Consider the following 14,055-nt stretch of genomic DNA (forward strand, 5'->3'; position numbering starts at 1 on the left):
TCTACTCCTATCTATGTGTACGTGGATCACTAGCATCCGCTAGGTTTTGACCAACTACGAAAAGTGACAAGGATACCAAGACCAAAGTTGTCAATGGAATCCAGAAGAGGTATGCATTTGTTGTTACGTTCTGTGAATAATCTGAAATCAATCGACCTAAACTTGGTACTGTAATAGGCAATCCAAGTCCAAAGAATGATAGAAAGGCTTCATATGAGATAAATGCTGGAAGCATTTGTGATGTAGTCGTAACAATAACAGATACCAATTGTGGCATGATATTTTTAATGACAATTTTGTATGTTGGAGTTCCGAGTGTGCGTGAAGCAAGGTTGTACTCTAAGTCACGGTAACGCATGATTTGGATACGAATTGAGTAGGCAATCCCAATCCAAGTCGTTACACTCATGGCAAAAATCAAATTCCAGAAACCTGCTCCGATTGAGTATGTTAGGACGATAACAATCAATAAGTGTGGGATGTTGGAAATAACGTTATAAACTTCCATCATGACGCGGTCAACTGATTTTGAAATACCCCAGATACCGCCGACAATAACACCAATTACAATATTGATAAAGGTCGCAATAACGGAAATCAAGATAGAGTTACGGGCTCCAAACCAGACACCATCAAAAAGAGACTTACCATTACTATCTGTACCGAACCAATGTTCCGCATTTGGTTTAATGTAGCGAGCGCTAAAATCATTTACCTTACTTACATCATTGAAGTCGAAATCAGAAAACATTGGGTAGATGAAACTCATCAAAACGATTGAAATCAAAATACCAAGCATGATGATGGTTGATTTCTTTTTCAAAAATTGTCTAAAAACAGAACCCCAATATGAGTAGGCAGGAGCATCAATTGCTTCAGAGGCAAAGTCATCGCGTTTTACAAACTGAAATTTATCATTACTAATTGTAGACATTATTTGCCTCCTTTCTCTGTCAACTTAATACGTGGGTCAATAATTGTCATCCAAATATCCCCAATTAAGTAAGAGAAGATTGAGACGCAAGTAAAGATGAAAACTAGACCAACAACCATGTTATTATTTGACGCTTTTACAGAGTCAATCAACATTTTACCCATACCTGGGAAGGCGAAGACTGTTTCAGTAAGAGTAGCTCCACCAATAACACCGATAATAGAACCTGGAATACCTGAAACGAGCGGTACCATAGCATTTTTAAAGATGTGTTTGTTTGAAATTTCTTTCTCAGAAAGACCTTTTGCACGTGCAAAACGAACAAAGTCTTGTGATTGTAAGTCAATCATGTAACGACGAATCCAGATAGCCAAACCAGGAGCACCAAGTAAACCAAGAATAACTGCAGGTAGTACATATGAACGCCAGTCTCCAGCACCCAAGATAGGGAATGAATCAGGGAGTCCAATTGAAGAACCAATCAAACGAATGATATAGACAAGAGCGATAGTTGGAAGAGCAAGTAAGAATGTTAAAGCTCCTGTAGAGAAACTATCAATCCAAGTATTCTTGTAACGAGCCATTGCAGAACCAAGTGGAACCGCAATCGCATACGAAATTGCAAGGCCAATCAAACCAGCAATAGCAGAACTGGTAATCATAGATGGATACTGATAGTTGCTTTCAGTAGCTGTATATGGATCACCTTTACCGTAGTTCGCTACTTCACGTGCATCCGCCTGACTTGGTGATTTATAAGTTCTTGTGTAGATATTGACTGATGAAGTTTTCTTCCCAGTTGGGAATTGAACTTCAGAAGTCTTGGTTTGTCCTTGACCTTGTGTGATAACTTGAAGAACAGGAGTATTGGCATAAGTTGGGTAAGAATCTCCTAAGTTCAAGTTCACAAAGTTCTGATGAACAAATGGGAACTGACTGTTGAAGTACAAGAGGTATTTATGTTTAGTCCCTGAACCTACCAAAGACCATCCAATCGCTGGATCGTTTTCAAAACGCAAATAACGCTCTAAGTTAGGATTTTCTGGGTCTTGAATCTTGTTTGTATGGTCAATATCAAGCAAGTTTGCATAGAATTTGAACACACGCTCGAAAATAGGGATTTCACGAGTAGCATAGAATTGACCGCTCTCTGTAAACTCACCTAAAGTCCAACCGTTCCCAAGTTGTTGGATGTATTTTTCATAGATAGCTTTATTTGTATCATTTGCATCTACTGTAACAGAAGGGTCAATGCTACTAGCTTTTTCCTGCAACTCTTTTGTATCGTAATATTCGATATAACCCATACGCTCATAAACGGTATTTTCATAGTTATCGCGTTTATCAGCTGTAGTTGCAATTTTATTGTAGTTAGTATCTTGTTTGAAGATCAACTTCCGTGGAACCATCGTATAGATGATTGTGTAAATCAAGGTCGTTACTAAAAAGATAGAAACTAACGACCGCAAGATACGCATAAAAACATATTTTTTCATATTATTTCCTTTAAAATCCCAAAAGAACCTTCTCCTTTTGGAGAGAAAGTTCTAATGAGCATTATTTATTTCACGTGGCTCGCTAATTCTTTTTGAGCTTTCTCGTTTGATTCAGCTTTTTCTTTGAGCCATTTTTCACGAGCTTCTTTGTACTCTTTAGCAGTTACAGTGTTCGCTTGCAATTTAAGATATTTGAAGTAAACATCTGAACCTTTATCACCAGATTGAGTATAAGATGCTGAGAATGGTACTACGCGAGAAATGATTGGTGCTGCTCCTGAAGAAGACATAGCTGGAAGGAAGAGTGAGCTATCTGTCAACCAAGCTTGAGCTGCTGCATATTTCTCATAACGTTTATTAAGATCGGTTGTTTCACTAGCTGCATCATCAACTAATTTGTCATAATCATTCAAACCAACTTGAGCAACCGCTGGGTTTGATGGATTATCATAGCCCATGTAGGACTTAGTTGTTTCACTATTAGTTGTTTTCAAGATGTCAAGGTATGTTGATGGATCATCATAGTCTGGATTCCATCCAACAGCACCTGAAAGGTCCCAATCTTCTGCTGCCGCACTAGCTGCGTAGTATGTAGCATTTTGTAATTCATCTGTAGTGATTTGTTGAATATCGATAACTACATTATCTGTACCCAAAGCCGTCTCAACAGATTGTTTAAATGATTGGATACGAGCGATATAGTTTTTAGATGTTTGGTCAACTGGAATATCCAAGTGGATTGGGAATTTTACACCATCTGCTTCAAGGACTTTTTTAGCTTTAGCTAGTTCTGCTTTAGCCTTATCAGCATTGTAAAGACCATCTTGAGCATCCGCAAAGTTTACGTCTTTCCATTCATCACCATAAGAAACAACTTTCTCAGTAACCAAGTCACCAAATGTCTTATCTCCAGCAGAAACAAAGTCAGGTTTGACAAAGAGGTTACGAACAGCAAGGGCGGCTCCATCCTTACCATTTAGCTGAGCTGAATAAGCAGTACGGTCAAAAGCAAAGTTCAAAGCTTGACGGAAGTCTTTGTTAAGAAGAGCTTTCTTAGTAGAAGTCTTTTCCTCGTCAGTTGTTTTTGATGTATATTTATAACTTTGACGGTCAATGTTAACACCTAAACCAGCAATACCAGCTCCCTGTGGGGTATAGTAGATATTATCTTTATATGTTTCTGCTACTTTAGAATAGTTTGAGCTAGTAGGGAAGAGACGTGCATAACTATATGCACCATTTGTAAAGTTACGCTCAAGTGACTCTTGGTCTGAACCATCATAGTAAGAAAGTGTTACAGTATCGATGTGAACATTGTCTTTATCCCAATACTGATCATTCTTTGCAAATTCGATAGAAGACTTAGCTGTCAATCCCTTAAGCAAGAATGGCCCATTGTAAAGCAATGATGTTGGATCTGTCGCCTTACCAAAGTCTTTACCTTTTGATTTTTCAAACTCTGCATTCAAAGGCCAGAAGATTCCATAAGATAATTTAGAGTTCCAGTATGGTTCAGGTTGGTTCAATGTATATTGAAGAGTGTAATCATCAACAGCTTTAATACCTACTGCAGAAAAGTCTGTATTAGTCCCTGATAAATAGTCAGCCAATCCCTTTACAGAATTTTGTGCTAGGTAAAGAGCAGCTGATTTATTGTCGGCTGCGTGTTTCAAACCTGTAACAAAGTCATTTGCAGTTACTTCTGCATATTCTTCACCATCAGATGTGAACCATTTTACACCTTTACGAATCTTGTATGTATATGTCAATCCATCTTGAGATACTGACCAGTCTTCAGCGACTGCAGGAGTTAGATTTCCATATTGGTCATTTGTAAAGAGACCATCGATACCATTTGAAGTAGCAACTTTTGTACTTTGTTTACCAGAGACTAGATAGTCCAATGTTTCTGGGTCAGCAGTATAAGTATAGCCATAAGCCTTTGGTGCTTCAGCATTTGATGATTTTGAAGAACCGCAAGCTGCAAGAACGCCTGTAGCAAGTAGCGCAACACCCGCTACCGCAAGAATCCGACTTTTTTTCATATTTTTAAACTCCTCGTTTTAAATTGTGGATATTGAAGATTATACCACAGTTTTTTTAAAAAGTAAACGAATTTTCAGAATATTTTGTCGCATGTTTTTTAAACATCTGAATCTTATGTTTTCAGAAAAGAAAACTGTTGACGGAAAGGAATTTTCAAGGTATAATAATAAAAGTTAAGGCGGTATAGCCAAGTGGTAAGGCACGGCTCTGCAAAAGCTTGATCGTCGGTTCAAATCCGTCTACCGCCTTTTTTATACTATTTTATAGGAATTTATCCTAAAAGAAAGCCCGTAAAATCGGGCTTTTTTATTTTTATTTTAGGATAAAAAAGGATAACTTTAAAAATCTTTTGGGGCGAGTTTGAGGCGAGGGTGTTTTTTAGAGATTAGATTTAAAATCCAAGCTCTCAGGGTAAACAAAAAAGACCGCTCAAAAAAGCTTTATCAGTTTTCTCTGATAAAGCTTTTGTTTTATTCAGTTTCTTCTTCTGATTCAAGTTCTTGGATTTGAACCTTAAGCTTGGTTACACGTCCGTTTTTCACTTTGTCATTTGTTAGTGTGATATGCTTGTTGCCACTTTCCACCTCGTAACTAAGCTTCTCTGAGGTTGGAATAGTTCCCACACCAGTCAAATAATAACCCGCAATGGTATCTACATCATCACTTTCAAGCTCGACATCAAAATAATCATTGAAATCGTTCAAATTCATTGTCCCTTGGACAATATGAGTGCCCTCGCCGATAGTATGAACATATACTTCAGCACGGTCAGTTTCATCATCAATCTCACCAACAATCTCTTCAAGGAGATCCTCAAGTGTTACCAAACCAGCCATTCCTCCGTATTCATCAAGAAGAATAGCCATCTGTCTTTGTGAATTTCTCAATTCTTTTAACAGATCATCCACAAAAATAGTTTCAGGTACAAAGAGGGGTTCCTGTAATATCTTTCTCAACACGATGTTGTCAAAACCATCAGTAAATCCTGCTTTTAGCAGACTCTTGGTGTGGATCAAACCAATCACGTTGTCCTTGTCATCATCATAGACAGGGATTCGAGAAAAGTTTTGTTTTAAGATACTTTCGATAATCGTCTGAGTGTCATCTTGAATATCTACCATAAAGGCATCGGTCCGAGGAACCATGACTTCACGAGCCATGAGCTCATCTAGCGAGAATATTCCTTGCAACATTTCGATTTCATCTGCATCCAAGGTTTCTTCACTATTGGTAAGCATATACTCAATCTCATCACGAGTCATTTTTTCATCTGCATCGTCAAATGTCATCGGCGTCAAACGACTCAAGAGATTGGTTGATGCTGATAGCAACCAAACAAAGGGACTCACAATCTTACCGATAGCAATAATAAATGGTACAGTTCGGATTGCCAAAGCATCCTTAAGATTTAGAGCAATGCGTTTAGGATAAAGTTCACCAAAAACGATAGAGATATAGGTCAAGAAAGCAAGTGACAGGAAGCTTGCGATTGCGTGCGCAGTTTCGCTATTTCCCATCCATGAGGCTATCAATTGTCCTAGAGAGTCTGCTAGTTTAGCCCCTGACAAGATTGTAATTAAAGTAATACCAACTTGAATGGTTGATAAAAAGTGATTTGGATTTTCAAGTACCTTTAGCAAACGGATATAGCGTTTATCACCCTCTTCAGCCTTTTGTTCAACGCGTGAGCGACTAAGAGAAACCATAGCCATCTCTGTTGCTGAGAAAAAAGCATTTAAAAAGGTCAAAACAACTAATAATACAAATTGCAGTAACAAATCCTGACTGCTCGGGTCTTCCATTTTCCTTCTCCTAAAAAGTATAATTGTGACTATTATACCATATTTTTCAACTTCTACACATTAAATTGTGATTTCTATAGTAAATCCCCTACCGAAACAATAAGGGACCGACTATCTATTAGTTCTTTGTAACAGTTACTTTTCCTGTTCGGTAATCTAACTGAATTCCCTTTTGAACGTTAGGAACTACGACGTTAAACTCCAATTCACCATCAGATGATTTGGCTTCAATCTGAGATGCAGAAGGAATCAAATCTTCTTCTGTAGCGTAGAGCAATGTGACACGGTAACGCACGCGCTTATTTTGATCCAAAGCCTTTCGAACTAAACTTTCATAGTAGTTTTGTCCAGTCGAATCTTCTGCGCGTGCTTGGTTGGCCCAGGCTGTTTGTACAGCGATATTTTTGGGATTGCTAGTAGATGCATCAAAACCATCTAAACCACCAATCAAGGCATAGCCTAATAAATGCCCTCTATCTACTGCGTGATTATAAGTCCCTTTTAGGTTTTTGACTTGATGCCATCCTGCTGGGGTCCAAGAAGTCGAACCATTCCCGGTTTCTTCACGGTCTTTGTACTGTCTTGTTGCTTTTGACATGAGGGCGTTAGCCACAGTTGGAACCGTCTCCCCACCTACAGTTTTTGTCTTGTTATCAGCATAGGGTTTACTTGAAACCTTTGCATCTAAGTTCGTTTTGTTTCCATTTACGATAAAGGCACCTGCTCCATTCCACTCAAGAGTACCCTTTATTTGTTTTTTTACCGAATCAGTCAGTACACTCTCGGCCAATTTTTGACTTGGAGTATCAAGCGACTGGGATTTCTGGTTGACCTGTGTTTGCGGTGTAGCATTGGAAGCCTGCATTTCTTTTATGTAGTAACTTCCTGCCGACAAAAGTAGGAAAAGCAGAAGACCTATGAGTGCCTGCCTTGTTTTTTTGTTCATCTTTTCTCCTTAGTTTTGTTCTTAGAAAAAGGCTGGTCTCCCAGCCTATTTCCCTGTAAATTTCGAAATTAACTCATGCCACTTTTCTGGAGCTAAAATCGCCCATGGATCTTGGCCCTTGCCTAAGATACCGTAGCCAATCATCAAGCCAATTCCAAGTGCTAAGACCCCTAGAAGCAGGACAATAATAACTAGTAGGAATCTACGTAATACATAAGAGGTTTGTTTATTCATCTTCATCAGCTTCCACACTTACCCGTTCAATATTAGCCCCTAACTGAGCTAACTTTTCATGAAAACGATAATAACCTCTATCCAAATGGACAAGTTTCCCAACAACAGTCTCACCTTCAGCTATTAAACCTGTCAGGATCAAGGCTGCACTGGCACGGAGATCCGTAGACAGGACTTCTGCCCCTTGGAGAGGTTGCCCGCCAACGATACGAGCTGTATCACGGATAATCTCAGAATGCAAGCCCATGCGACGCATTTCCTCTAGATGTTGGAAACGATTCTCAAAGACTGTCTCAACCATAGTTGATTCTCCTTGAGCAACCGTCATAAGAGCAGTAAACTGCGCCTGCATGTCCGTAGGAAACCCTGGATGTGGTAAGGTCTTGACATGAACTGCTTTTAGTTTGTCTCGTTGAGAACGGATGCGGATTCCTTCATCTTCGTCGATGACTTCAACACCCATTTCCTGTAATTTCGCCAACAAGGGACGGTTGTGTTCCCAGATAGCATCTTGAATCAGGACATCTCCACCTGTCATTGCAGCAGCAACCATGAATGTCCCTGCTTCGATGCGGTCTTGAACAACGTTATGAGTTGCACCATGCAAGTTTTCAACACCAGTGATGGTAATGCTCTCTGTTCCCGCACCTTTGACTTTAGCTCCCATTTTATTCAAGAGGACAGCCAAGTCTACAATTTCAGGTTCACGCGCAGCATTTTCGATAACAGTTACGCCATCAGCTAGCGTTGCAGCCATCATCAAGTTTTGGGTTGCCCCAACACTAGGAAAGTCCATATAGATATGGGCTCCATGCAAGCGTTCTGCCTTAGCTTCGATATAGCCAGCTGTTTGGGTAATCTTAGCCCCCATTGCTTCCAAACCTTTAAGGTGAAGGTCAATCGGACGACTACCAATTGTACAACCACCTGGCATCGAAACTTTAGCGTGACCAACCCTAGCCAGGATTGGACCCAAGACTACAATAGAAGCACGCATCTTGCTGACATACTTATACGGAGCTTCTTCTGTGATATCATCTGTCGCATCCACTTCAACAATGTGTGCATCTTGATCAAAATTAACTTTCGCATTTAATCCACGAACTACTTGGTTCATGGTAAAGACATCCGATAGGATAGGAACATTTTTTAAAACTGTTTTTCCTTCGCTTGCTAAAATTGTCGCTGCAAGTAGTGGCAAAACTGCATTTTTCGCGCCCTCAATTGTAACACTTCCGACAAGGCGATTATCGCCACCTCGAACTACAATTTTTTCCATAAATATTTTCCTTTACTTTCGAATTTAGAATAATGTCCGTACAGCTTCTTGCCATAATTGGTAGAGATTTAGGAAAAAAGAACTGATTAGATATCCTAAACCGATACTACACAATACTACCAAAAGTCGTACCTTCCTCGCATTGTCCTTGGTCACCTTCAAAATTTGATCCCATTTGACTAAATCTTTCAAAAGTTGAAAAACTAGGTAGACAAAAAACATATGACTACTGAGGGTAAAAAACAATTGAATCATCTGTCTATTATACCATCTTCTTTTTTTCTACGCTAGTCTATGGACTTGCACTATATTCTATGGGTTGTTTTTCAAGTAATCAATTGCATCCTGAAGTGTTTTTACAGGAACAATCTTCATGTCTGTTTTAATCATTTCAGCAGCTTCTACAGCCGTGTCATAATTACTTTTAGCATTAGGATTGGCCTTTTTAGCTTCTTCAGTTACTGGATTGTTAGGAGCAAAAAATACAGTAGCTCCTTTTTTTGCAGCAGCAACAACTTTTTTGTCAATTCCACCAATATCACCAACATTTCCATCTCTGTCGATACTTCCTGTACCAGCAATAATACGTCCATTTCGAAGAGTTGGATCTGCAATTTGCGTATAGATGGATAAACTAAACATCATTCCAGCACTCGGACCACCAATGCCAGCAGTTGAAAACTTGATTGGCACATCACTTGATACTTCTGTGCGGTCAATCAAACCAATTCCGATACCATTTTTCCCATTTTCAAGAGTAATGATTTTCCCTTCAGCCGTTTTAACTTTCCCATCCTCTTGGTAAGTAACCTTAACCTTGTCACCTAGAGTTTGAGAGTTGACGTAGTCGACCATCTCCTTAGAACTCTCAAAAGTCTTATCATTTACAGCCGTCACGGTGTCAGCGATATTGAGAATTCCCTTGAAAGTCGAGTTATCCGTCACAGTCAAAACATAGACCCCTAGGTATTTGAGCTCTATTTCCTTACCAGCAGATTTCAGACCTTGATATTTGGCCATGTTTTGCGAAGTTTCCATGTAAAACTGGTTGATTCGCATAAATTCCGCATCTGACGAACCACCAGTCATTTCTTTAGCACTATGTATGTCCGTAAAAGGTGTTAGCCAAGCATAAACCAAGTCAACCAGTCTAGCATGCTTAACTCCAACTGTTACAAATTGGTAAGAACCTTCTTCTTGGTCAGATTGGTTATTGACCTGTAAAACCTTCCGAATATCTTCTGAAGTCCCTGGCACCTCAATGTAATAAGGAAGTGGTACCGTAAAAGCTATAAAAGTGATAATGAGCCCGATGATTAAATATATGGGCCATCTAGTTTTTTTCTTCATTCTTTAACTCCTCTAAGACAGCATTTGGTACATACTTGCTAATATCTTGACCAAACTTCAATAGTTCTCTCACAGCTGAAGAGCTGATGTAAACATGCTCTGGGCGACTATGGAGATAGACTGTCTCAATCTCTCCTGCTAATTGATGGTTGTAAAAATCAAAACTGGCTTCATACTGAAGATCCGCAGCGTTACGCAAACCACGAACAAGAACATGGACATCCAGTTTTCTAGCAACATCAACGACTAATTCATCATGAGAGGATATGACCTGGACATTTTTTAGGTGTCCCACCGCTTTTTCAACCGTCTCTAGCCGACTTTCTATCGGTAAAAATCCATTTTTGTGTGGATTATAAAAAATTCCCACATACAATTTATCAAAGAGCTTACTTGCGCGTTCAATAAGGTCCAAATGACCATTGGTAATTGGATCAAACGAACCTGTAAATAGCCCAATTTTATCTGACATAAACCGTCACCTTACTAATCCCATATATTTTTTCCTTCCAGATGCCTAAACAGGCGATTTCTTCTGGAAGCTCTACTGATTTATCGGTCTCGCAGACCACCATGACATCTTCTGAGAAAAGATTTCTCTCAGCCATTTTTTCAATGTCGGATACGATTTGCTCCTTGGCATAGGGAGGGTCCAAAAAGATGAGATCAAAGACACCATCCACTTGCTCCAATGCACGACTGGATTCCATTTTCAATAATTGAAATTTAGAAGTCTCCTTGGTCATCTGAATGTTTTCTGCCACAATATTCTGTGCTCGGCGATCCTTCTCAACTAGGACAGCGCTGGACATCCCTCTTGAAACTGCTTCAATGGATAAGCCCCCACTACCAGCATAGAGATCTAGCACACGTCCTCCTTCAAAGTAAGGGCCAATCATATTGAAAATAGCTCCGCGGACCTTGTCCGATGTCGGCCTCGTTGTTTTCCCGTCCAAGGTCTTTAAAGGACGTCCTCCGTAGATTCCTGATACGATTTTCATAAGGTATATTATACCAAATTCTGATGAAATAAGAAAATCGAACCTCTCGGTTCGATTGATTAAAGAATATTCTCGTAAGTATCTCTAACTTCTTGTGGCCAAACACTGGTTTGAACTTCACCGATGTGCTTCTTACGAAGTAAGAACATGGCCATACGAGACTGCCCAATTCCTCCACCGATTGTCAAAGGGAAGAGTCCGTTCAAGAGAGCCTTATGCCATTCAAGAGATAAGCGGTCTTCATCTCCTGTGATAGCTACCTGACGACGAAGAGTGTCTTCATCGACACGAATCCCCATTGAAGACAATTCAAAGGCTGCACCCAAATTATCATTCCAAACAAGGATATCTCCATTTAGACCCTTGTAGCCATTTTCAGATTCTGTTGTCCAGTCATCATAGTCCGGCGCACGTCCGTCATGAGGTTTTCCATCTGACAATACACCACCGATACCAATCAAGAAGACTGCACCGAATTCCTTACAGATAGCATTTTCACGTTCTTTTGGAGTTAAGTCTGGGTAGCGTTCTACCAATTCTTCAGTATGGATAAAGGTAATTTGCTTCGGCAAGATTGACTCAATATCATAGCGGGCTTCGACTGCCAACTCAGTCAAACGAATAGCCTTATAAATCTTTTCAACGGTTTCCTTGAGGTAGGCAAGATTGCGATGTCCATTTGGAATAACTTTTTCCCAGTCCCACTGGTCAACATAAACTGAGTGAGTCGCATCTAGTGAGTCTTCGTCTGGACGAAGGGCCTTCATGTGAACAAAGAGGCCTTCTCCCTCACCAAAACCAAAACGAGCCAAGGTATGGCGTTTCCACTTAGCAAGTGAATGCACCACTTCATAGGTTTCATTAGGAATCTGCAAAACCTTAACTGAAACTGGATGTTCAATACCTGAAAGGTTATCCTGCATCCCGTCTCCAACCTTACTTAAGATTGGGCCTTGTACTTCTACTACTTCTAACTTATCTTTTAAATACTGGGTAAAGGTATTTTTCACAAATGAAATCTCTTCTTGCTGATGGATAAAACTTTTCTTCATACATTCCTCCTTTAGAATAATAATAAAGATTATACCTTTTTATCAGTAAAAATAAAAGAAAAAAGAGCTCATTTGAGCTCTAAAAGCATTAATCGTCACGTCCAAAGATACGTAGGAAGCTAAGGAAGAGGTTGATAAAGTCAAGGTAGAGGCTAAGTGCTAAAGAAATTGCCCAGCCTGTAGCGACTTGACCATCTGACTCTTCGTAAACATAACGAATTTTTTGATTATCCCAAGCAATCAAACCTGCAAAAACAAGCACCATAACAATACTAATAATGTAGTCCATTAGGCCACTATTTAAGAAGATATTGACAACCATGGCCAGTATTAGACCAAATAAAGCTGCAATCAATGCACGTCCGATACCACTCAAATCCTTTTTGATGACGACTCCTATGATAGCCATGACAAAGAAGAGGGCTGCACTGGAAATAAAGGCAGTCAAAACTGTTCCTGGAAGATAGAGCGACACAATGAAACTCAGCGAAAAACCGTTCACTACTGAATAGATGAGAAACATCGGAAGAGCTGCTGGGCTATTTTTATAAGCCATATTGCTGGCTGCAATGACTAGAGCAACTTCAACTACTCCTGTTACAATTAACCATATGCGGGCGTTAAGCATTAACTGAACAAGAAGATCTTGGAAGGTTGTTAACATCAAGGCTGAAACAATTGCAGATAAGGCAATCCCAATCCCTACAAAAGCATAGACTTTTGCATAAAATTGATTCAGACCAGAACGTTCTTGAATAATTGTTTGATTCATATCTTTTTCTCCTTATGAAATCTTTTTACTGATTATAACAAAAATAAACTATTTTAACTCAAATAAAACATGAGTATGCCTGCAGCAATGGCAACGTTGAGACTTTCCGCTTGCCCTTTCATGGTAATATGAACCAGTTGGTCTGCCTGATTTGTCATGAATTGACTGATTCCTTGACCTTCATTTCCCATGACCAAGGCGAAATCGTCTAGCTGAGCAAGCTCACGATAATCTTTAGAGTTTTGGGACAAAGTAGTTGCTAGAATTGGTAAATTACCCTTTTTAGCCTCTTCAACAAAAGTTTCAACAGTCATCCGATAAATCGGTACATGAAAATGACTGCCCTGCATGGATCGGAGAGTCTTCAAGCTATATATATCTGCTGATTTGCTTGAAACAATGACTCCCGAAAAACCTGCTGCATCTGCCGTTCGGATCATTGTACCAACATTTCCAGGATCCTGCACGTCTTCCAAGAAAAGATATTTCCCTTGGCTCAAATCCGGCAACTGCTCTTCTTCCTTTTGAACAATGGCTACAATGCCCTGAGGAGTTTGTGAATCTGCTAAATCAAGCAAGATTTCTTCGGCCACAAAGACGGTCTGAGGATAGTCCGTTAATTTTTCACCATACTCTGAAAGGGCAAATATTTTCTCAATTTTTGCACCAGCCTGAACAGCCTCTTCAAACAAATGCCATCCTTCAATTAAATAAGAAGATTTTCGATATTTTTTTTGATGCAATTTCTTGGCATTTTTTACCAAAGAATTGGCTTTAGAGGTTATAATAGTCATAGGAGTATTATAACACAATCAAGGAGGTTTGGTATGCAAAAGGTCAAAATGATCGCACAGGGTCGCGTTCAAGGAGTCGGTTTTCGCTGGGGCGTCTATACCCTTGCCCTCGAGCTAGGTGGAATCACTGGACGTGTCTGGAACAACGATGACGGAACAGTTGAAATTCTTGCCCAAGCAGAGTCTTCAGCTATCATGGCTAAGTTCATCCAAGAGATCCGAAAAGGACCTACTCCCTTCTCAAAAGTAACTTATCTAGATGTTCAATTGAGCAACTTCCCATCCTATTCAGATTTCAAAGTAGCAAATTAGGTCTCTAGAACTATTGTATATTTTCAAAAAAAACAGT

Annotated in this window: 15 protein-coding genes and 1 tRNA gene; 2 read left to right on the plus strand and 14 right to left on the minus strand. The window is 39.6% G+C overall.

The annotated features are described in order from the left end of the window. Positions 1-7: 7 nt before the first annotated feature. The 3 genes from oppC to QM857_RS03330 form a co-directional block, all read right to left on the minus strand. Positions 8-934 (minus strand): oligopeptide ABC transporter permease OppC, encoded by a 927-nt coding sequence (gene oppC, locus QM857_RS03320; protein WP_006150281.1) that lies wholly within the window; start codon positions 932-934, stop codon positions 8-10. Further along, positions 934-2,430: an ABC transporter permease gene (locus tag QM857_RS03325; protein ID WP_178895474.1), complete on the minus strand. Its 1,497-nt coding sequence runs from the start codon at positions 2,428-2,430 to the stop codon at positions 934-936. The genes oppC and QM857_RS03325 overlap by 1 nt, the downstream gene beginning before the upstream one ends. Before the next feature lie 65 nt (positions 2,431-2,495). Next, complete coding sequence (locus QM857_RS03330) at positions 2,496-4,475, minus strand: peptide ABC transporter substrate-binding protein (RefSeq protein ID WP_414275061.1); 1,980 nt, start codon at positions 4,473-4,475, stop codon at positions 2,496-2,498. Positions 4,476-4,653: 178 nt separating this feature from the next. Here QM857_RS03330 and QM857_RS03335 point away from each other — a divergent pair. After that, positions 4,654-4,724: transfer RNA gene (locus QM857_RS03335), tRNA-Cys, on the plus strand. A gap of 222 nt (positions 4,725-4,946) precedes the next feature. On the opposite strand, the gene QM857_RS03340 is transcribed toward QM857_RS03335, so the two are convergent. From QM857_RS03340 to QM857_RS03390, 11 genes are all read right to left on the minus strand, one after another. Beyond that, complete coding sequence (locus tag QM857_RS03340; protein WP_414275062.1) at positions 4,947-6,278, minus strand: hemolysin family protein; 1,332 nt, start codon at positions 6,276-6,278, stop codon at positions 4,947-4,949. 118 nt (positions 6,279-6,396) lie between these two features. Beyond that, entirely contained in the window at positions 6,397-7,224 is an 828-nt protein-coding gene (locus QM857_RS03345) for a DNA/RNA non-specific endonuclease (RefSeq protein WP_414275063.1), read from the minus strand. Positions 7,225-7,269: 45 nt separating this feature from the next. Continuing rightward, a complete protein-coding gene (locus QM857_RS03350) occupies positions 7,270-7,464 on the minus strand; it encodes a DNA-directed RNA polymerase subunit beta (RefSeq protein WP_080581396.1) in 195 nt (64 codons plus the stop codon). After that, complete coding sequence (murA, locus tag QM857_RS03355) at positions 7,451-8,737, minus strand: UDP-N-acetylglucosamine 1-carboxyvinyltransferase (RefSeq protein ID WP_004251665.1); 1,287 nt, start codon at positions 8,735-8,737, stop codon at positions 7,451-7,453. The genes QM857_RS03350 and murA overlap by 14 nt, the downstream gene beginning before the upstream one ends. Before the next feature lie 24 nt (positions 8,738-8,761). Then, entirely contained in the window at positions 8,762-8,992 is a 231-nt protein-coding gene (locus QM857_RS03360) for a DUF1146 family protein (RefSeq protein ID WP_033587493.1), read from the minus strand. A gap of 57 nt (positions 8,993-9,049) precedes the next feature. Further along, on the minus strand, positions 9,050-10,087 hold the full coding sequence (locus tag QM857_RS03365) for a SepM family pheromone-processing serine protease (RefSeq protein WP_414272715.1): 1,038 nt from the start codon (positions 10,085-10,087) through the stop codon (positions 9,050-9,052). Continuing rightward, positions 10,071-10,559, minus strand: coding sequence for a pantetheine-phosphate adenylyltransferase (gene coaD, locus QM857_RS03370; protein ID WP_414275064.1), 489 nt, complete (start codon positions 10,557-10,559; stop codon positions 10,071-10,073). The genes QM857_RS03365 and coaD overlap by 17 nt, the downstream gene beginning before the upstream one ends. Beyond that, the gene (gene rsmD / locus QM857_RS03375) at positions 10,549-11,088 is read right to left on the minus strand and encodes a 16S rRNA (guanine(966)-N(2))-methyltransferase RsmD (protein WP_049494510.1); all 540 of its coding nucleotides are present in this window, start codon (positions 11,086-11,088) and stop codon (positions 10,549-10,551) included. Before rsmD ends, coaD begins: the two co-directional genes overlap by 11 nt. Positions 11,089-11,147: 59 nt before the next feature. Further along, a complete protein-coding gene (asnA, locus tag QM857_RS03380; RefSeq protein WP_414275065.1) occupies positions 11,148-12,140 on the minus strand; it encodes an aspartate--ammonia ligase in 993 nt (330 codons plus the stop codon). Positions 12,141-12,228: 88 nt separating this feature from the next. Then, complete coding sequence (locus QM857_RS03385) at positions 12,229-12,912, minus strand: Bax inhibitor-1 family protein (RefSeq protein WP_178895485.1); 684 nt, start codon at positions 12,910-12,912, stop codon at positions 12,229-12,231. A gap of 53 nt (positions 12,913-12,965) precedes the next feature. Next, entirely contained in the window at positions 12,966-13,706 is a 741-nt protein-coding gene (locus tag QM857_RS03390) for a TrmH family RNA methyltransferase (protein WP_414275066.1), read from the minus strand. A gap of 33 nt (positions 13,707-13,739) precedes the next feature. Here QM857_RS03390 and QM857_RS03395 point away from each other — a divergent pair, with 33 nt between their 5' ends. Then, positions 13,740-14,018: an acylphosphatase gene (locus QM857_RS03395; protein WP_001174501.1), complete on the plus strand. Its 279-nt coding sequence runs from the start codon at positions 13,740-13,742 to the stop codon at positions 14,016-14,018. Positions 14,019-14,055 lie beyond the last annotated feature (37 nt).

The sequence above is a fragment of the Streptococcus infantis genome, from assembly GCF_047463315.1.
Lineage (GTDB): Bacteria > Bacillota > Bacilli > Lactobacillales > Streptococcaceae > Streptococcus > Streptococcus infantis_AB.